The 17,125-nt window shown below is 66.6% G+C and carries 17 protein-coding genes; 7 read left to right on the top strand and 10 right to left on the bottom strand.

Annotated features, from left to right (window positions below; genetic code table 11):
• Positions 1–96 precede the first annotated feature (96 nt).
• The 6 genes from E3T61_RS17510 to E3T61_RS17485 are packed head-to-tail and all read left to right on the top strand — an operon-like array spanning position 97 to position 6,125.
• Positions 97–975, top strand: a complete 879-nt coding sequence (locus tag E3T61_RS17510; RefSeq protein ID WP_134642142.1) for an SIS domain-containing protein — start codon at positions 97–99, stop codon at positions 973–975.
• A 47-nt stretch (positions 976–1,022) separates the two neighbouring features.
• Positions 1,023–2,345: an ABC transporter substrate-binding protein gene (locus tag E3T61_RS17505; protein ID WP_241992652.1), complete on the top strand. Its 1,323-nt coding sequence runs from the start codon at positions 1,023–1,025 to the stop codon at positions 2,343–2,345.
• A gap of 9 nt (positions 2,346–2,354) precedes the next feature.
• On the top strand, positions 2,355–3,323 hold the full coding sequence (locus E3T61_RS17500) for a carbohydrate ABC transporter permease (RefSeq protein WP_134642141.1): 969 nt from the start codon (positions 2,355–2,357) through the stop codon (positions 3,321–3,323).
• The gene (locus E3T61_RS17495; RefSeq protein WP_134642140.1) at positions 3,323–4,216 is read left to right on the top strand and encodes a carbohydrate ABC transporter permease; all 894 of its coding nucleotides are present in this window, start codon (positions 3,323–3,325) and stop codon (positions 4,214–4,216) included. Before E3T61_RS17500 ends, E3T61_RS17495 begins: the two co-directional genes overlap by 1 nt.
• Entirely contained in the window at positions 4,213–5,166 is a 954-nt protein-coding gene (locus tag E3T61_RS17490; RefSeq protein ID WP_134642139.1) for a carbohydrate kinase family protein, read from the top strand. The genes E3T61_RS17495 and E3T61_RS17490 overlap by 4 nt, the downstream gene beginning before the upstream one ends.
• The gene (locus tag E3T61_RS17485; protein ID WP_134642138.1) at positions 5,163–6,125 is read left to right on the top strand and encodes a 1-phosphofructokinase family hexose kinase; all 963 of its coding nucleotides are present in this window, start codon (positions 5,163–5,165) and stop codon (positions 6,123–6,125) included. Before E3T61_RS17490 ends, E3T61_RS17485 begins: the two co-directional genes overlap by 4 nt.
• Here E3T61_RS17485 and E3T61_RS17480 read toward each other — a convergent pair.
• The gene (locus E3T61_RS17480) at positions 6,122–6,538 is read right to left on the bottom strand and encodes a hypothetical protein (RefSeq protein ID WP_134642137.1); all 417 of its coding nucleotides are present in this window, start codon (positions 6,536–6,538) and stop codon (positions 6,122–6,124) included. The genes E3T61_RS17485 and E3T61_RS17480 overlap by 4 nt on opposite strands.
• Before the next feature lie 125 nt (positions 6,539–6,663).
• The gene (locus E3T61_RS17475; protein WP_134642136.1) at positions 6,664–7,326 is read right to left on the bottom strand and encodes a LuxR C-terminal-related transcriptional regulator; all 663 of its coding nucleotides are present in this window, start codon (positions 7,324–7,326) and stop codon (positions 6,664–6,666) included.
• 145 nt (positions 7,327–7,471) lie between these two features.
• Between E3T61_RS17475 and E3T61_RS17470 the strand changes: the two genes are divergently transcribed.
• The gene (locus E3T61_RS17470; protein ID WP_134642135.1) at positions 7,472–7,750 is read left to right on the top strand and encodes a GlsB/YeaQ/YmgE family stress response membrane protein; all 279 of its coding nucleotides are present in this window, start codon (positions 7,472–7,474) and stop codon (positions 7,748–7,750) included.
• Positions 7,751–7,811: 61 nt separating this feature from the next.
• On the opposite strand, the gene E3T61_RS17465 is transcribed toward E3T61_RS17470, so the two are convergent.
• The 8 genes from E3T61_RS17465 to hydA all read right to left on the bottom strand — a co-directional run bounded on the left by E3T61_RS17465 (position 7,812) and on the right by hydA (position 17,112).
• Positions 7,812–9,311 (bottom strand): CoA-acylating methylmalonate-semialdehyde dehydrogenase, encoded by a 1,500-nt coding sequence (locus tag E3T61_RS17465; RefSeq protein WP_134642134.1) that lies wholly within the window; start codon positions 9,309–9,311, stop codon positions 7,812–7,814.
• Positions 9,312–9,426: 115 nt separating this feature from the next.
• The gene (locus tag E3T61_RS17460; protein WP_241992657.1) at positions 9,427–10,728 is read right to left on the bottom strand and encodes an aspartate aminotransferase family protein; all 1,302 of its coding nucleotides are present in this window, start codon (positions 10,726–10,728) and stop codon (positions 9,427–9,429) included.
• 131 nt (positions 10,729–10,859) lie between these two features.
• The gene (locus E3T61_RS17455) at positions 10,860–12,011 is read right to left on the bottom strand and encodes an ABC transporter substrate-binding protein (protein ID WP_134642132.1); all 1,152 of its coding nucleotides are present in this window, start codon (positions 12,009–12,011) and stop codon (positions 10,860–10,862) included.
• A gap of 59 nt (positions 12,012–12,070) precedes the next feature.
• A complete protein-coding gene (locus E3T61_RS17450; RefSeq protein WP_134642131.1) occupies positions 12,071–12,892 on the bottom strand; it encodes an ABC transporter permease in 822 nt (273 codons plus the stop codon).
• Positions 12,889–13,716, bottom strand: a complete 828-nt coding sequence (locus tag E3T61_RS17445; protein WP_134642130.1) for an ABC transporter ATP-binding protein — start codon at positions 13,714–13,716, stop codon at positions 12,889–12,891. The genes E3T61_RS17450 and E3T61_RS17445 overlap by 4 nt, the downstream gene beginning before the upstream one ends.
• On the bottom strand, positions 13,713–14,657 hold the full coding sequence (locus E3T61_RS17440; RefSeq protein WP_198418726.1) for an ABC transporter permease subunit: 945 nt from the start codon (positions 14,655–14,657) through the stop codon (positions 13,713–13,715). Before E3T61_RS17440 ends, E3T61_RS17445 begins: the two co-directional genes overlap by 4 nt.
• On the bottom strand, positions 14,654–15,670 hold the full coding sequence (locus E3T61_RS17435; protein WP_134642129.1) for a TIGR03842 family LLM class F420-dependent oxidoreductase: 1,017 nt from the start codon (positions 15,668–15,670) through the stop codon (positions 14,654–14,656). Before E3T61_RS17435 ends, E3T61_RS17440 begins: the two co-directional genes overlap by 4 nt.
• Positions 15,671–15,678: 8 nt before the next feature.
• Positions 15,679–17,112, bottom strand: coding sequence for a dihydropyrimidinase (hydA, locus tag E3T61_RS17430; RefSeq protein WP_134642128.1), 1,434 nt, complete (start codon positions 17,110–17,112; stop codon positions 15,679–15,681).
• Between the last annotated feature and the right edge of the window lie 13 nt (positions 17,113–17,125).

The following is a 17,125-nucleotide window of genomic DNA, read 5'->3' as shown; positions in this document are numbered from 1 at the left end:
GCGATATGGACATTCTAGTTGTTATTCGCTCATTTTGGGAGATGATCATCAGAACGCTTTCCGGCCAATCCGGGCGGCCGTAACTGGAGGACACCCGTGACACTTACCGCCCGCGAAATCGACAGCCAGCCGCGCATCTGGCGAGAGGCACTCACGCACGTCGAGCGCGCCACCGCCCTCCTCGCGCGGCCAGGGGAGCGTGTGCTCGTGATCGGATGCGGTACCAGCGCATTCGTCGCCGAGTCGTTCGCGGCGCTCCGGGAGAGCGCAGGCCTCGGCATCACCGATGCGGCCTATGCATCGGAACCGCGGGTCTGGCGCGGGTACGATTCCGTCATCGCGCTCACGCGCTCCGGCACCACGACCGAGGTTCTCGAGGCGCTCAGTGCCGTGCCGGCCGGCGTGCGCACCATAGCGGTGACCGGAGTCGCCGATTCTCCCGTCGTTGCCGGCGCCGACGACGTGCTCCTTTTGGATTTCGCTGACGAACAGTCGGTCGTGCAGACCCGATTCCCCACCACCTTCCTGCTGCTCGCCCGTGCGGCGTTCGGCGAGGACGTCTCCGCGCTGCCGGCCGAGGCAGAGGCGGTGCTGGCACGGCCGCTCCCGATCGACGTTTCCCTCCTCAGCCACTTCGTCTACCTCGGCAGCGGGTGGACCTATGGCCTCGCCCAGGAGGCCGCACTCAAGATTCGCGAGGCCGCACAGGCCTGGTCGGAGTCCTACCCGCTGCTCGACTACCGCCACGGACCGCTCGCCGTCGCTGGACCTGGGTCACTCGTCTGGACGATCGGACGCAGCGATGACACCCTCGTCGAACAAATCGAGGCCGTCGGTGCGCAGGTCGTGACCGGCTCCCACGACCCGCTCATCGAACTCGCGCAGGCCCAGCGCCTCGCCGTGGCCGTCGCAGAACTGCGCGGCCTGAACCCGGACACCCCGCGACACCTCACCCGCTCCATCGTTCTCGGCTAGATCCGACACGCGATTCGCTACTGTCTCCCGAACTGAAAGAGGATCCAATGATGAAGCGCACCCTTCCCCGCACCGCACTGAGGCGGGTGTCCGGCCTGGTGCTCGGGGCAGCCCTCATCGTGTCACTCACGGGCTGCGGCGCCGCCCAGGGCGCCACGGAACTCGACCCCGACGCGCAGGTCCGGCTGGAGATGTGGACGGGCCAAACCGACCAAGCCCAGAAGGTCCTCGAGGAACTCGTGGCGGAGTACGAGGCGGACCACCCCAACGTGACAATCGAGGTCTCGGCCGGAGCGTCCTCCACGGAGGACCTGTTGCAGAAACTCTCCGCGGGATTCGCCGGCAACAAATACCCGGACATCTCGTATGCGTTCGGGTCGTGGGCGGGGCAACTGGAATCCTCGGGGCGCACCCTTGACATCACCGACCAGGTCGCAGAAGCCGACGTGAAGTGGGACGAGTTCTCCGCGTCCGCACGCGCCACGGCGCAACCTACCGGGACCAAGACCATCGGCTTCCCGGCAATCGTCGACAATCTTTCCCTCATCTATAACAAGACCGTGTTCGACGGCGCCGGTGTGGACTACCCGACTTCCGACTGGAGCTGGGAAGATTTCCGGAGCGCCGCGAAGCAGCTGACGGATGCGTCGACCGAGACCTACGGCTACGCCTACTCGGTGTCGGGATCGGAGGAGACCACCTGGCAGTTCTGGCCGCACTTCTGGCAGAACGGCGGCACGATTCTGAGCGACGACTCCACGAAGTCCGAAATCGCCTCGACGGCCGGTGTCGACGCGCTCACAAACCTGCGCGACATGGCCATCGACGACAAGAGCATCTACCTCGATCAGACCGACACCAAGTTCGCGCAGCTGTTCGCCAGCGACCGAATCGGCATGATCACGTCAGGGCCGTGGCAGCTTGTCGACTTCAAGACCGCAGGCACGGACTACGGCGTCGTGCAGCTGCCGGGAACTGACGGTGACCACCAGACAGTATCCGGCGCCGACATCTGGGCGCTGTTCGACCACAAAGACAAGAACCGTGAGTACTGGGCCTTCGAGTTCACCAAATGGCTCACGGATGCAGCGCAGGACGAACGATGGAACGTCAAGGTGGGCAACCTGCCGCTGCGCAGTTCCGAGGTGGACTCCGACGCGTTCAAGGAGCAGGTCGTGACCTACCCCGGACTTGACGTGATGGCCGAGAACATGGTCAATGCCGAACAGCCGCGCCCGACGATCCCCGGATACGTCGGCCTCTCCGAGGCGATCGGATCAGCGATCTCCAATGTGTTGCAGGGGCAGGGCGATCCGAAGTCCGCCCTCGAGAAGGCCGCCACGATAGCCGACAAAGCTCTGAACGACTAGGACCTGGTCATGCTGAATGCGCGACGGGCACCCGTCTTGGAGTCGGTCACCACCGCGGCACCCGGGGGGAAGCCGCGAGGCCGCGAAAGCGACCGTCGCGGGCGCCGACCCTGGCGAGCGAGTCTGACCGGGTGGGGGTTCGTCGGCCCGGCCACGCTCATCATCCTCGGCTTGTCGATCTTCCCGGCCTTGTGGGCGTTCGTCCTCTCCCTGCAGAACTGGGACGGCTTCAGCGAAGCCCAGTTCGTGGGCGGAGCGAACTACGCCGGGCTGGTCAGCGATGACGAATTCGGCAAGGCCGTCGTCAACACCCTCGGCTTCACCCTCCTCTTCGTGCCGGCATCCGTGCTTCTCGGCCTGTTTCTCGCGGTAGCGCTGAATCGAAGCATCCGCTTCATCGGCATCTACCGCACGGCGATCTTTGTGCCCTTCGTGGTGTCGGCCGCCTCGACCGGTGTACTCACCACCTATCTGTTCAGCCCGCAGTATGGCGTCGTGAACAATGTGTTGCGTGTGTTCGGTCTGCCGCAGCAAGGATGGCTGGAGGATCAGTCGCAGGCGATGGTGGTGATCGCCATCATGTCGCTGTGGGGTCAGGCCGCCTTCACGACCGTCATCTACCTCGCTGCCCTGCAGGACATTCCCGGCGAGCTGCTCGAAGCTGCTCGGATCGACGGGGCGAACCACTGGCAGACCTTCTGGCGGGTCGTGTGGCCACAGCTGTCACCGGTCACGATCTTCGTCGCAATCTGGCAGACGATCGGTGCCATCCAACTCTTCGACCTCGTCTACACGACCACCCGCGGCGGACCGCTCGACGCCACAAAGACCATCGTGTACTTCCTCTACGAGAAAGCGTTCAAAACCCTGCAGTTCGGCTACGGATCGGCGGCAGCCTACGTGTTGTTCGCCGCGACCCTGCTGATCACGATCATCGTCGTTGTCTACTCCCGCAAACGCAATCTGGAGGCATTCTGATGTCGACCACCGTCCTCAGCGAGGTCCTGACCTCCTCCGAATACGTCGCGACGCGCCCCGTAGACATCCCGCGGCGCCCCAAGCGACGGTTCAGCTGGTGGCACGTCGTGCTCATCCCGATCGCCATCCTGTTCCTGCTGCCGTTCGTGCAGATGATGCTCGCTTCGGTCTCGCCAGAGAAGGAGCTTGTCACCTTCCCGCCGCCGTTCGTGCCATCGCACCTCACATTCGACGGCTACGTCAAGCTCTTCACGCAGACGGATGTGGTGCGTTGGCTCGGAAACACGGTGATCGTGTCGGGCACCGCGATCCTGTCGAACATTGTGTTGTGCTCCCTGGCCGGATATGGCTTCGCGCGGCTGAAGTTCGCGGGTCGCAGCGTCGGGTTCTTCCTGATTCTCGCCACGATCATGATCCCCACCCAACTGCTGATGATCCCGACTTACATCCTGTTCGCCACCCTCGGCCTACTTGACGGGTTGGGCGCCGCGATCGTGCCGTGGCTGGCAACAGCGTTCGGCATCTTCCTCATGCGTCAGTTCTTCCTCTCTCTGCCCGCTGAACTCGAGGAAGCCGGGATGATCGACGGCTGCACCCGGTTGCAGGTTTTCTTCCGCATTGTGCTGCCTCTCGCACGACCGGCCATCGCTACGCTGGCCATCTTCACTCTCCTCGGGTCGTGGAACGACCTGGTGTGGCCACTCATCGCGATCAACAACGACCAGGCGTTCACCCTCCAGCTCGGCATCGCGAACTTCCAGTCCACCCGACGCACCCAGTGGGACCTGCTCATGGCCGGCAACGTGGTCGCTACGCTGCCGCTCATCCTGTTCTTCCTGTTCGCGCAGCGTCAGTTCATGGCGACCATGACCTTCTCCGGGATCAAAGGATGAGCGGCGACGCCTCGTGCACGGTCTTGGTCGTCGGTGACGCCAACCCGGATCTCATCATCAGCGGCGATGTCGTGCCCCGCTTCGGCCAGGCCGAGCAACTCCTCGACAGTGCCGACCTGGTGCTCGGCGGCAGCGCGGCTATCGTCGCGGCCGGACTTGCCAGGCTCGGGGTCGCTACCGCCATGATCGCTGCCGTCGGTGACGACGACTTCGGCCGTCTGGTGCGGGCTCGACTCGATGAACGCGGCGTCAACACCGCGCCATTCGTCGTCCGAGCTGACCTGCCGACCGGGCTGTCCATCATTCTTGCGAAGTCCGCCGATCGGGCCATCCTCACGCTCCCGGGAACGATTCCCGCGCTGCGGGCGTCAGACGTGCGCGCCGCCGTGCACCTCCTCGAGCCTCGGCACGTGCACATCGCGTCGTACTTCCTGCAACCCGACTTGGCGGCGGAACTGCCTGCGTTACTCCTCTGGCTGAGCGGGCGGGGTATCACGACGAGCCTTGACACCAACTGGGATCCGGCCGAGCTCTGGGACGGCCTGGCCGAGGTGCTGCCCCACGTCGATGTCTTCCTACCGAACCGGGAGGAAGTGATCGCAATCGCGCGGGCGGTCACCGGCGAGACAATCGCCGACGACCTCGCCGCCGCGTCGGCACTTGCCGCGCTGAACCCGCGTGTTGTTGTGAAGGCCGGAGCCGAAGGCGGATTCTCCGTCGACTCAGATCAGGAGGTGCACAGGGCTGCTGGGCTGGTGCTCGACGTCGTTGACACCACCGGCGCCGGCGACAGCTTCGATGCCGGTTACATCACCGCCTTCCTCAGTGGCGTCCCGTCGGAACCGGAACGTTTGCGTTGGGCCGCCGTCGCGGGCTCGCTCTCCACCAGGGCCGCCGGTGGCACCGATGCGCAAGCCACACTCGGCGAGCTGCTGGAGGCGTCGGAATGATCCATTGTCTCGGCCTCAGCCCGGCGCTGGACGTCACGTACACGGTGCCTGCGCTGGTGCCCGGCGGCATCCACCGCCCCGGAGTGGTCATCAAACTGGCGGGCGGCAAGTCGCTCAACGTTGCGCGCGCCCTCGCCGCCCTCGGCCAGCCTGTGCACGCCATCGCACCGCTCGGCGGCAGTATCGGGTCGATGATCATCGAGCAGCTGGCGGCAAGCCCTATCCGGCTGACTGCCGTCAACACCGATACGCAGACCCGTTTCTGCGTCACCGTCGCCGACACCACCGCGGCGTCGCTCACCGAGTTCTACGAACACGGCGACGACCTCGGGGCGGGGACGTGGATGGAGGTGGACGCCGCCGTCAAGGACATCGACGACGGCTGGCTGGTGCTTTCCGGCAGTGTGCCGCGGGGAATTCCGCTCGACGACCTGGCAGGAGCATTGCGTGATGCCGCGGATCGCGGCGTTCGTGTGGCCGTAGACGTGCACGGTGCTGCTCTTGCCGTGCTTCTCACTCTGGCCCGTCCCCACCTGGTGAAGATCAATCGCAGCGAAGCGGCCGAACTCCTCGGCATGGAGGCCAGCCGGGCAGCGGACGCGCCTCTAGCCGGGCTTGCCACGAGCGTGCACCAGCTCGGGGCTGAGCTGGTCGTCATCACCGACGGTGTGCACGGATCTCTTGCCCGGGATCAGGCCGGTTCGCTGTGGCGTGCCCGATCGGCGGCCCCACCCGACATCTACTCGGTCGGCAGCGGAGACAGCTTCCTTGCGGGGCTCGTCGAGGCCCTCGCCGCCGACCGGCCGCTTCGTGACGCCATGTACGGGGCGGCGGCCTGCGCCGCCGCCAACGCAGAAGCACCAGGAGCGGCGACGTTCACCCGCGGAGCGCTCACACGCGCGCGGGCCGCAGTGACCGTTGAACCCGACATGCCGAGTGGGTGGGACGCACGGGCCTAAGCCGAACCGACGGCCCTCTTCAGCAGCTCGACCAGTCGCTCCTGATCGGCTGCAGTGAGTTTGACGACGGCGAACGACGTCGGCCAGAGGTTGCCGTCGTCGAGGTCGGCGTCAGGCTGGAAGCCGATGGTGGCGTAGCGCACCTTGAACTTGGCGGCGCTCTGGAAGAACACCACCACCCTGCCGTCGGCGTTGGCATACGCCGGCATGCCGTACCAGGTCTTGGCACCCAGGTCGGTGTTCTCCTTCACCAGCCGGTGCAGGATCTGGGCAAGCTCCTGGTCGGTGCCCGTCATCTCGTCGATCGCTGCCAGGCACGCGGCTTCCAGGTCGGCGCCGAGTTTGGCGGCCTTCGCTTCCGCCACCGCCGCCCGCATCGCGGCCTTTTCCTCTTTGTTGAACGCTGTACTCATGATCCGGTCCTCACTGATCCTGGTTGTGACTCTGGCCCCACTGTAAAAGGAAACCGGGCAGCGCGCGTCTTCGATCCCTTTTCGCGCGCCCTGGATCCGGCACCGGCGTAGCCGGTGTGGTTGATTCAGGGTCCGCCGAGCCAGCTGTCGATCCGGTGGTGATCGGGGGTGAATCCGTGGCCGACACCCCAGAGCACGGCCTGGGTTCGACTCTCGGCCCCGATCTTGCCGTACACGCTGCGGATATAGGACTTGACGGTGTTGGGACTGAGGTAGGTGAGCGCCGCCACCTCGGCGTTGCTCTTGCCCTGCGTGATCAGGGCCAGGATCTCGGACTCGCGATCCGTGATTCCTTCGCGACGGCCGGGCCAGTCCAGTCCCGGAGCACTGCCCGCCCGCTTCGGCGGATCACTCACCACGATCTCGCCGGCGTGCACCGACTCCAGGGCCGCTACAAGGTCGCGCGCCGGCAACGTCTTGGACAGGTAACCGCTGACTCCCTGGTCAAGCGCCGCGCTGATCAGGTCGGGCTGGAAGTTCCAGGTGTACATGACCACGCGACCGGCGCGTGGGTTGCGCACGAGAGCCGAGAGCTCCGACAGGTCGGATTCGGGCTGGGCGAAAGAGTCGTACATCACGATGTCGGTGCGGTCGGAGAGGCCCGCATTCGCGTCGATCTCCGCAACGACCACACGATCCCGGTAGTGATCGAACATGTGCGCCAGGCCCTTGAGCACGATGTCATAGTCATCGACCAAGGCAACGGTAACGGGCTGTGGCGGGGACATAGTAGGACGATACTGCCAGAGCTGATCGACCGACTACACCCCTAGGGGTGTACCGCCGCCTCTGTGCGGGTGTTTGGCTGTTCTCCGGTCGGTAACCACCGGCCGTACCGAACGCTCAGCCTCATCAAACAGGAAGGAGACCACAATGCTTGGTCTCATCATCAGCCTCATCGTCGTCGGCATCATCGCCGGCGCCGTCGCCCGTCTCGTCGTGCCCGGCCGGCAGAACATCAGCATCCCGATGACCATCGTGCTGGGGATCATCGGGTCCTTCGTCGGCGGATTCCTCGGTTTCCTGATCTTCCAGCACGACCCGATGGACGGCTTCTTCCAGCCGGCCGGCATCATCGGATCCATCATCGGTGCGATCATCGTGCTGCTGGTCTACATCCGTGTCAGCGGCCGTCGTAGCGTCCGGAACTAGTGGGTTTCCCGGTGGCCGCCATCCGGCCGGCCACCGGGCCGAACGCCCGCTGCGAGCAGCGTCAGGTGTTCTGCGGGAAGCCCAGGTTGATGCCGCCGTGGCTGGGGTCGAGCCAGCGGGCGGTGACGGCCTTCTCCCGGGTGTAGAAGCTGATGCCGGCGGGGCCGTAGGCCTTCGCGTCACCGAAGAGGGAGTCCTTCCACCCGCCGAACGAGTGGTACGCCACGGGCACCGGGATGGGCACGTTGATGCCGACCATGCCCACCTGCACCTCGTGCTGGAAGCGCCTGGCCGCACCGCCGTCGTTGGTGAAGATCGCGGTGCCGTTGCCGTACTTGCTGGCGTTGATCACGGCCACACCGTCGGTGTAGCTGGCCACCCGCACGACGCTCAGCACCGGGCCGAAGATCTCGTCTGTGTAGACGGCGGAGTCCAGGCTGACCTTGTCGAACAGGGTGGGGCCGAGCCAGAAACCGGATGCCTCACCGTCGACCTCGATGCCGCGCCCGTCGATCACGACCTCCGCGCCATCCGCGTGGGCGATGTCGATGTACCCGGCGACCTTGTCGCGGTGCGCCTCGGTGATCAGCGGGCCCATGTCGCAGCCGCGCATGCCGTCGCCGACCTTCAGCCCCTTCACCCGCTCGGCGATCTTGGCGATGAGCTCGTCGGCGACGGGCTCCACGGCCACGATCACGCTGATGGCCATGCAGCGCTCCCCCGCCGAACCGAAGCCGGCGTTGACGGCGGCGTCCGCGGCCAGGTCGAGGTCGGCATCCGGCAGCACCAGCATGTGGTTCTTGGCGCCGCCGAGGGCCTGCACCCGCTTGCCGTGGTGCGCGGCGGTCTCGTAGATGTACTTGGCGATCGGGGTGGACCCGACGAAGGAGATGGCTTGCACGTCGGGGTTGACCAGCAGGGCGTCGACGGCCTCCTTGTCGCCGTGCACGACGTTGAAGACGCCGTCGGGCAGGCCGGCCTCGGTGAGGAGGGCGGCGAGCCAGTTGGCGGCGGACGGGTCTTTCTCGCTGGGCTTCAGCACGACACAGTTGCCGGCAGCGATGGCTAGGGGTAAGAACCAGAGGGGCACCATGGCCGGGAAGTTGAACGGGCTGATGATGCCGACCACGCCGAGCGGCTGCCGCAGCGTGTAGACGTCGACACCGGTGGAGACGTTCTCGGAGAACTCGCCCTTGGACAGATGCGGCAGGCCGAGCGCGAACTCGACCACCTCGAGGCCGCGGGCGATCTCGCCCAGGGCGTCGGAGGTGACCTTGCCGTGTTCGTTGGTGAGGATGTCGGCGAGCTCACCCTTGCGGGCGTTGAGCAGCTCGCGGAAGGTGAACATGACGCCCTGGCGTTTGGCGATGGAGGCATCGCGCCAGGAGGGGTAGGCGGCCTGGGCCGAGGCGACAACGGTGTCGACATCGGCGGCGGAGGCCAGGGACACGAGGCGCTGCACTGCGCCGGTGGCCGGGTTGTAGACGGGGGCGGTGCGGGTGGATGCGCCGGCGCCGGCGGCGCCGTCGATCCAATGGGTGAGGACGGGAAGGTCGGTCATGTCAGTCGATTCTGTTGGAGTTGTCCGTTGATCGAGCTTGTCGAGATCTGGTGACCGTGTCTACGTTCGCAAGGTCGGGTCACGGGGTCTCGACAAGCTCGACCAGCGCATGGGGCTAGAGAAGGTCGAGGGAGAGGACCTCGTCGTAGATGGCGAGGGCCTCGGCCACCTCGGACTCGGTGACGACGCAGGGCGGGACCACGTGGATGCGATTGTCCATGATGAACGGGAGCAGGTTGCGGGCCAGCAGTTCGGTCTTGATGCGGGCCATCACGGCCGGCGGCACGGGTTCCCGGGTCTCCCGGTCGGCGACGAGCTCGATCGCCCAGAAGACGCCCTCGCCGCGCACCTCCCCGATGATCGGGTGCTTGGCCTTCAGTGCGGCCAGCCCCGGACCGATCGCGTCGGTGCCGATCCGCGCGGCGTTGTCCACGATGCCCTCGGCAGCCATGGCGTCCAACGCCGCCACGATCGAGGCCATCGCCAGCGGATGCCCGCTGTAGGTGAGCCCGCCGGGGAAGACTGTCGTGTCGAAGTCGGCGGCGATCGCATCCGAGATGATCACACCGCCCACCGGCACGTAGCCGGAGTTGACACCCTTGGCGAAGGTGATCAGGTCGGGGACGACCCCGGTGCCGTCGAACGCGAACCAGCGGCCGGTGCGGCCGAAGCCCACCATCACCTCGTCGAGGATCAGCATGATGCCATAGCGGTCGCAGAGCTCGCGCACCCCGGCGAGGTAGCCGGGCGGGGGCATCAGCACCCCCGCGGTGCCGGGGATCGACTCGAGCAGCACGGCCGCGATCGAGCTGGCACCCTCACTCTGGATGACCCGCTCGAGGTGGCGCAACGCCCGCTCGGTTTCCTGCTCGGGCGTCGTCGCCCAGAACTCGGATCGGTAGAGATAGGGGCCGAAGAAGTGCACGTGGCCGCGGGCGAACTCGTTGGGAATGCGCCGCCAGTCGCCGGTGGCGACGATGGCCGCACCGGTGTTGCCGTGGTACGAACGGTAGGTGGAGAGCACGGTGTCGCGCCCGGTGTGCAGGCGGGCCATCCGGATGGCGTTCTCGTTGGCATCCGCACCGCCGTTGGTGAAGAAGACCTTGTTGAAGCCGTCGGGGGCCCGGTCGACAATACGTTTGGCGGCCTCGCCGCGGGCCAGGTTGGCCGTGGACGGGGCGATGGTGGTGAGCAGCTGGGCCTGGTCGATGATGCCCTTGATCACGGCCGGATGCTGATGGCCGATGTTGACGTTGACCAGCTGGCTGGAGAAGTCGAGGTAGGTGCGGCCGTCGTGGTCCCAGACCCGGCAGCCCAGGCCGCCGGCGATGACGAGGGGCTTCAAGGCCCCTTGGGCGGACCAGGAGTGGAAGACGTGGGCCTTGTCGAGCTGAGTGGTGAGGTCGTTCAGCCCCAGCTCGGTGTCGGTGGATGTGCCGGTGCCGGTATCGATGTCGGTCACGATGCTTGTTCCTTCGCTTCTGCCCCGCAGGGGCGGGGCGGTGGTGACCGGGCGGCGGCGTGCGCCGCCGCCCGGTCTGGGTTGTTCTACTCGCCGCCCTCCGTGAGGGTGACGTCGATCGGAGCCCAGTCGGTGCCCAGGACGTCGACTCCCTCCGCGGTCAGTTCATCCAGAGCCTTCTGCACGTACTCGTTGGAGTAGGCGGTTTCGGGCGGGTCTGTGGTGATGATGGTGCCACCGGTTTCGTTTTTCGTGTTCATGGCGATGTCGACGGTGTTGGCCCAGGCGGCCTCGTCGATCAGGCCGACTCCGTTCGTGGACGGGAAGATCAGCTTGCTGACTTCGTTGGTCATCCACAGCTGGTGTCCGGCGGGCAGCGCGGATCCGGCGTCGGCCACGATGGTCGCGGCGTCTTCGGGGTTCTCGGCGGCGTAGATCCAGCCCTTGATGGAGGCCTTGATGAACTTCACCGTCTGGTCGGCGTAGGCCTCGTCGTCGGCGAGCTTGTCGGTGTTGGCCCAGATGGCGTCCTGGAGCATCGCGGTGCCCTCCTCGTTCCAGTCGATGACGTTGAGGTCCTCGGGCTGGTAGAGCTCACCGGTGTCGGGGTTGATGGTCTCGAGCACCTGGGCGTATTCGTTGTAGGTCATGGCCTGGGCCGCGTCGATGTCACCGGCGAGGAACGCGTTCATGTCGAAGGCCTGCTGCACGAGGCTGATGTCGCCCACCTCGACGCCGTCCTTCTGCATGCCGGCGAAGAGCTCCCACTCGTTGCCGTAGCCCCAGCTGCCGACGTTCTTGCCGGCCAGGTCGGCCGGGCTGGTGATGTTCTTGTCCTTGAACGAGATCTGGGTGGTGGCGCTGCGTTCGAAGATCTGCGCGACGTCGGTGATGTTGGCGCCCTGCTCGATGGAGCCGAGCACCTTGGGCACCCAGGAGATGGCGTAGTCCACATCGCCGGAGGCGAGGACGTCTTGCGGCACGATGTCGGCGCCACCCTCCTCGATGGTGACGTCGAGGCCTTCGTCTTCGTAGTAGCCCTGGTCGACGGCCGCGTAGTAGCCGGCGAACTGGGCCTGGGCCACCCACTGCAACTGCAGGGTGACGGGGGTGAGATCTCCGCTGGAGGAGTCATCGGTCGAGGCGGTGTCGCCGGCGGCGGTGCATCCGGTGAGGACGAGAGCGCCGGCCGCCGCGACGGCTCCGGCCGCGGTGAGCCATCGAGTGCTGTGTTTCATGTGTTCCTCCTTTGGGTACTGCTGCGGGGTGCTGCGGGATGCTGCGGTGCGGGATGGGTTCAGGCAGTGGGGGCGCGGCGGCTGACCAGCTTTTCCAGGCCGAGTGCCGCGCAATAGAGGAGGAGTCCGAGAATGATGGAGCCGAGCACGTAGGCCCAGGCCAGCCCGTAGTTGCTGCTGGACGCGGCCGAGGTGATCGACTTGCCCAGGCCGCCGACCGGTCCGCCGAAGTATTCGGCGATGAGGGCTGAGATCACGGCGAGCGATGACGCTATGCGGAGGCCCGTGAACACGAACGGCACGGCGGTCGGCAGGGTGACGGTCTTGGTGGCCTGCCAGTTCGAGGCGGCGTAGGAGCGCATCAGGTCGCGGTGCACCGGACGCACCATACGCAGGCCCTTGAGGGTGTTGAAGTAAACCGGCACGAACACGGCCAGGGCGGCCACGAGTTGCCGGGCGGTCTCGGCGTTGGCGCCGAACATCGTGTAGAGCACGGGCGCCAGCGCCACGATGGGCACCACCGCGAAGGCCGCCACGACGGGCGCGGCCATCTCGTCGAACACCCGCACCAGGGCCGAGAGGATGGCCAGAAGCACGCCGACGATCGCGCCGAGCACCAGGCCGATCAGAGCGTTGCGGCCCGTGACGGCCATGCCATTCAGCACGTTCTGCAGGTTGGCGGTGAACTGCTCGCCGATCGCGAACGGACCCGGCAGGATGAACGGCTTGATCGCCAGAACGGTGACGGCGCCCTGCCAGAGCAGGATCGCGACGAGGCCAAGCAGCACCGGCGGCAGCGCGGTGCGAACCAGGCCGGAACCCGAACGGGCCGGCCCTGCGGGCGCCGGGGCCGCCACCCGCGTGCTCGCGCCGGCGCTCATCGCGTCTCGACCCCGCGCGCGCCGGTGGAGGCGCTGCCGTGCAGCAGCTCGCGCACCTGCGAGACCGAGTGGAAGAAGCCCTCGTCTTCGCGCAGGTTCTCGCCGCGGTCGCTCACCCGGCCGAGGTTGACGCTGAGCACGTCGCGGATGCGGCCAGGCCTAGGCGACATCACCACCACCCGGTTGGAGAGGAACACGGCCTCCGGAATGGAGTGGGTGACAAAGACCACGGCGGCGCTGGTCTCGGCGCAAATGCGCACGAGTTCGTTCTGCATGCGCTCCCTGGTCATCTCGTCGAGGGCGCCGAACGGTTCGTCCATCAAGAGCAGGCTCGGGCTCTCGGCCAGCGACCGGGCGATCGCCACCCGCTGCTGCATGCCGCCGGAGAGCTGGTCGGGGTAGTGACCGGCGAAGTCGGTCAGTCCCACGAGCTCGATCAGTTCCGCGGCGCGCTCGCGGCGGGCGGCCTTGCCGGTGCCGTGCAGTTCGAGGGGCAGCTCGATGTTGCCGGTCACCGTGCGCCAGGGCAGCAGGCCCGCCTGCTGGAACGCGATGCCGTAGTCCTGGTCGATGCGGGCCTGCCTGGCGCTCTTGCCGAACACCTCGATCGAGCCGTCGGTGGGGGTGTCGAGGTCTGCGATGAGCCGCAGCAGGGTGCTCTTGCCGCAGCCGGAAGGCCCGATCAGCGACACGAATTCGCCGGGGGCGACGGTCAGGCTCACCGCATCCAGGGCCGTGACGGATGCGCCCTTGCGGCCGGCGAAGACGCGGCTGACCGCGTTCACCTGAACGGCGTGCTGTACCGGTAGTGCTGCCGTGGTCATGCGGCCACCTCTCCCCTGCGGAATCGACGTAGGAACAGTGAGATCAGGCCGACGAAGCCGGCGGCCACGAGGCCCACCAGCACCGACCCGAAGATGGGGGCCCAGGGCTTGCCCGGGTCGCTGCCGGCGGCGCCGGCGTATTCGACGATGAGCCGACCGATGCCTCCGCGCAGCCCGATGGACACCTCGGCGACGACGCTGCCGATCACGGCGCTGGCCGCGGCGAGGCGGAGGGCGGGCAGCAGGTAGCCCACGCTCGCCGGCAACCGCAGTCGCCACAGCGTCTTCCACCAGCCCACCGCGTAGCAGTGCATGAGGTCCACGTGGTTGGCGTCGGGTGAGCCGAGGCCCTTGAGGGCGCCGATCGAGACCGGGAAGAAGGCGAGATAGGAGGCGATCAGCGCCACCGACATCCAGTTCTCCCAGCTGAAGACCCCAAACTCGATCTGCGCGCCCCAGCGTCTAACGAGCGGGGCGAGGGCGATCAGCGGCACGGTCTGGCTGAGGATGATCCAGGGCAGGATGGCCGATTCGGCGAGCTTGAAGCGCTGCATGAGCAGGGCGAGGGCGAGGCCCACGGTGACGCCCACGAGCCAACCGACCGCGGCGATGCCGAGGGTGAACAGGGATGCCTCGAGCACCGCCTGCCACATCGGCACAGCACTTGAGCTGCCGGTGACGGGCTCGAGGATGCGTTCGAGCATCACCCAGAGGTGCGGCATGGCCATCTCGCTGGCCCGCGGCAGCACGGTCAGTCCGCCGACGATCACGCCGTCGGCGGGCCCAACGACGATGTACAGCTCCCAGAGCAGCGCGAGCGCAAGTACACCGAGCGCGCCCACCAGGATGCGCCGCGGCATCCCCTGGCCGAGCCAGGACCGGCCGCGCGCCGCAGTAGTCGCCCGTGCCGGGGCGGTGCTGACGGAGCCGGTCTGGGTCATGCCTTGGCCGTGATGCGGTCGGCGAGGGCGGGGATCACGGTCTCGCCGTAGACCCGCAGCGTCTCCTCTTTGTTGTCGTGCTGCAAGTAACCGGCGAACTGGTCGACGCCGAGTTCCTTGAGCGCCGTGAGCTTCTCGATGTGGGCCTCGGCGGGGCCGAGCAAGCAGAACCTGTCGACGATCTCGTCGGGCACGAAGTCGGTGTGGGTGTTGCCGGCCCGGCCGTGTTCGTTGTAGTCGTAGCCCTCGCGGCCCTTGATGTAGTCGGTGAGGGCCTTCGGCACCGCGGAGCCTTCTCCGTACTTGGCGACGATGTCGGCCACGTGGTTGCCGACCATGCCGCCGAACCAGCGGTTCTGGTCGCGCAGGTGCTGCCAGTCGTCGCCGATGTGCATGGGCGCTGCGACGCAGAACTTGATCGCCTCGGGGTCGCGGCCCGCGTTGGTGGCGGCGGTGCGCACGGTCTTGATCATCCACTCGGCCACGTCGAGGTCGGCCATCTGCAGGATGAAGCCGTCACCGACCTCGCCGGTGAGCTTGAGCGCGAGCGGGCCGTAGGCGGCCACCCATACGTCGAGGGTCGAGCCCTGGCTCCACGGGAATCGCAGGGTGGCGCCGTTGTACTCGACCGACCGGGAGTTGGCGAGCTCGCGGATGACGTGGATCGATTCCCGCAGGGTCTTCAGCGTGCTGGGGCGGCCGTTGGTGACCCGCACCGCGGAGTCGCCGCGGCCGATACCGCAGATCGTGCGGTTGCCGTACATCTCGTTGAGGGTGGCGTAGGTGGAGGCCGTGACCGTCCAGTCCCGGGTGGCCGGGTTGGTGACCATGGGCCCCACGATCACCTTGCGGGTCTCGGCCAGGATCTTGGAGTAGATCACATAGGGTTCCTGCCACAGCAGGTGCGAGTCGAAGGTCCACACGTGGCTGAAGCCGTGGTTCTCGGCCAACACGGCCAGCTGCACGGTGCGCGCCGAGGGCGGGTTGGTCTGGAGTACTGCGCCGAAGTCCATGGTGTTCCCTAGATCAGGTACTGGCTGAGGCCGCGTTTGATGTACTTGCCATCACCCTTGGCGCCGAGGTACTGGTTGTCATCGATGACGACCTTGCCGCGGGAGAGCACGGTGTCGACGTGGCCGTCGATTTCGAAGCCCTCGTAGGCGGAGTAGTCCATGTTCATGTGGTGGGTCTTTCCCACTCCGATGGAGGTGTGCCCGTTGGGGTCGTAGATCACCACGTCGCCGTCGGCGCCGGGCTGGATGACGCCCTTCTGGCCGTACATGCCGAACATGCGCGCCGGGGTGGTGGAGGTGACCTCCACCCAGCGTTCGAGGGAGATCTGCTTGTCGACCACGCCCTGGTACAGGAGGTCCATCCGGTGTTCGACCGAGCCGATGCCGTTGGGGATCTTGGAGAAGTCCGTCAGCCCCATGTCTTTCTGGCCCTTCATGCAGAACGGGCAGTGGTCGGTGGAGACCATCTGGATGTCGTTCGTGCGCAGGCTCTGCCACATGTGATGCTGGTGGCCCTCGGCCTTGGAGCGCAAGGGGGTGGAGCAGACCCACTTCGCGCCCTCGAAGCTGCCCCACTCGTCGCTCTGGGCGCCGAGCTGGTCCTCCAGGGAGAGATAGAGGTACTGCGGGCAGGTCTCGCCGAAGACGTTCTGGCCGCGGTCACGGGCCACGGCGATCTGCTCTACCGCCTGTTTGGCGGACACATGCACCACGTAGAGCGGAGCCCCGGTGAGGTTGGCGAGCATGATCGCCCGGTGGGTGGCTTCCTCCTCGGCCTGCCACGGCCGGGTGAGGCCGTGATTGTAGGGGGAGGTGTTGCCGGCGGCGATGGCCTGCTGCACGAGCAGGTCGATGACGCTGCCGTTCTCGGCGTGCATCATGATCATGCTGCCGTTGCTGGATGCCTTCTGCATGGCTTTGACGATCTGGCCGTCGTCGGAAAGGAACACACCCTTGTAGGCCATGAACAGCTTGAAGCTGGATACGCCCTCCTTGACGAGCTCGTCCATCGCGACGAGGGAGGAGTCCTGCACGTCGGAGAGGATCTGGTGGAAGCCGTAGTCGATGGCGCACTCGCCGCGGGCCTTGTCCTGCCAGGCGGCGTACTGGTCGAGCACGTTCTCGCCGGCATACTGCACCACGAAGTCGACGATGCTCGTGGTGCCGCCCCAGGCGGCTGCGCGGGTGCCGGTCTCGAAGGTGTCGCTGGCCTCTGTGCCACCGAACGGCATCTGCATGTGGGTGTGCGCGTCGATGCCGCCGGGGATCACGTACTTGCCGGCGGCGTCGATCACGGTGTCGACGTTCCGCTCGATGTCGAAGCCGAGCAGGGTGGAGCCGGGGGCGAGCACCGCGGCGATGGTGTCGCCGTCGATCAGCACATCCGCTGTGGCCGTGCCCGTGGAATTGACCACGGTGCCGTTCTTGATCAGGGTCTTCATGAGTGGTTCTCCT

The organism is Cryobacterium lactosi (assembly GCF_004403945.1).
GTDB lineage: Bacteria > Actinomycetota > Actinomycetes > Actinomycetales > Microbacteriaceae > Cryobacterium > Cryobacterium lactosi.
This window is presented reverse-complemented; position numbering and strand designations above follow the sequence as displayed.

Bases quoted from the DNA above. Each gene is read 5' to 3' on its own strand.
- E3T61_RS17495 (WP_134642140.1), top strand. From the start codon at position 3,323: ATGTCGACCACCGTCCTCAGCGAGGTCCTGACCTCCTCCGAATACGTC.
- E3T61_RS17500 (WP_134642141.1), top strand. From the start codon at position 2,355: ATGCTGAATGCGCGACGGGCACCCGTCTTGGAGTCGGTCACCACCGCG.
- hydA (WP_134642128.1), bottom strand. From the start codon at position 17,112: ATGAAGACCCTGATCAAGAACGGCACCGTGGTCAATTCCACGGGCACG.
- E3T61_RS17445 (WP_134642130.1), bottom strand. From the start codon at position 13,716: ATGACCACGGCAGCACTACCGGTACAGCACGCCGTTCAGGTGAACGCG.
- E3T61_RS17455 (WP_134642132.1), bottom strand. From the start codon at position 12,011: ATGAAACACAGCACTCGATGGCTCACCGCGGCCGGAGCCGTCGCGGCG.
- E3T61_RS17480 (WP_134642137.1), bottom strand. From the start codon at position 6,538: ATGAGTACAGCGTTCAACAAAGAGGAAAAGGCCGCGATGCGGGCGGCG.
- E3T61_RS17485 (WP_134642138.1), top strand. From the start codon at position 5,163: ATGATCCATTGTCTCGGCCTCAGCCCGGCGCTGGACGTCACGTACACG.
- E3T61_RS17435 (WP_134642129.1), bottom strand. From the start codon at position 15,670: ATGGACTTCGGCGCAGTACTCCAGACCAACCCGCCCTCGGCGCGCACC.
- E3T61_RS17470 (WP_134642135.1), top strand. From the start codon at position 7,472: ATGCTTGGTCTCATCATCAGCCTCATCGTCGTCGGCATCATCGCCGGC.
- E3T61_RS17440 (WP_198418726.1), bottom strand. From the start codon at position 14,657: ATGACCCAGACCGGCTCCGTCAGCACCGCCCCGGCACGGGCGACTACT.
- E3T61_RS17490 (WP_134642139.1), top strand. From the start codon at position 4,213: ATGAGCGGCGACGCCTCGTGCACGGTCTTGGTCGTCGGTGACGCCAAC.
- E3T61_RS17505 (WP_241992652.1), top strand. From the start codon at position 1,023: ATGATGAAGCGCACCCTTCCCCGCACCGCACTGAGGCGGGTGTCCGGC.
- E3T61_RS17475 (WP_134642136.1), bottom strand. From the start codon at position 7,326: ATGTCCCCGCCACAGCCCGTTACCGTTGCCTTGGTCGATGACTATGAC.
- E3T61_RS17465 (WP_134642134.1), bottom strand. From the start codon at position 9,311: ATGACCGACCTTCCCGTCCTCACCCATTGGATCGACGGCGCCGCCGGC.
- E3T61_RS17450 (WP_134642131.1), bottom strand. From the start codon at position 12,892: ATGAGCGCCGGCGCGAGCACGCGGGTGGCGGCCCCGGCGCCCGCAGGG.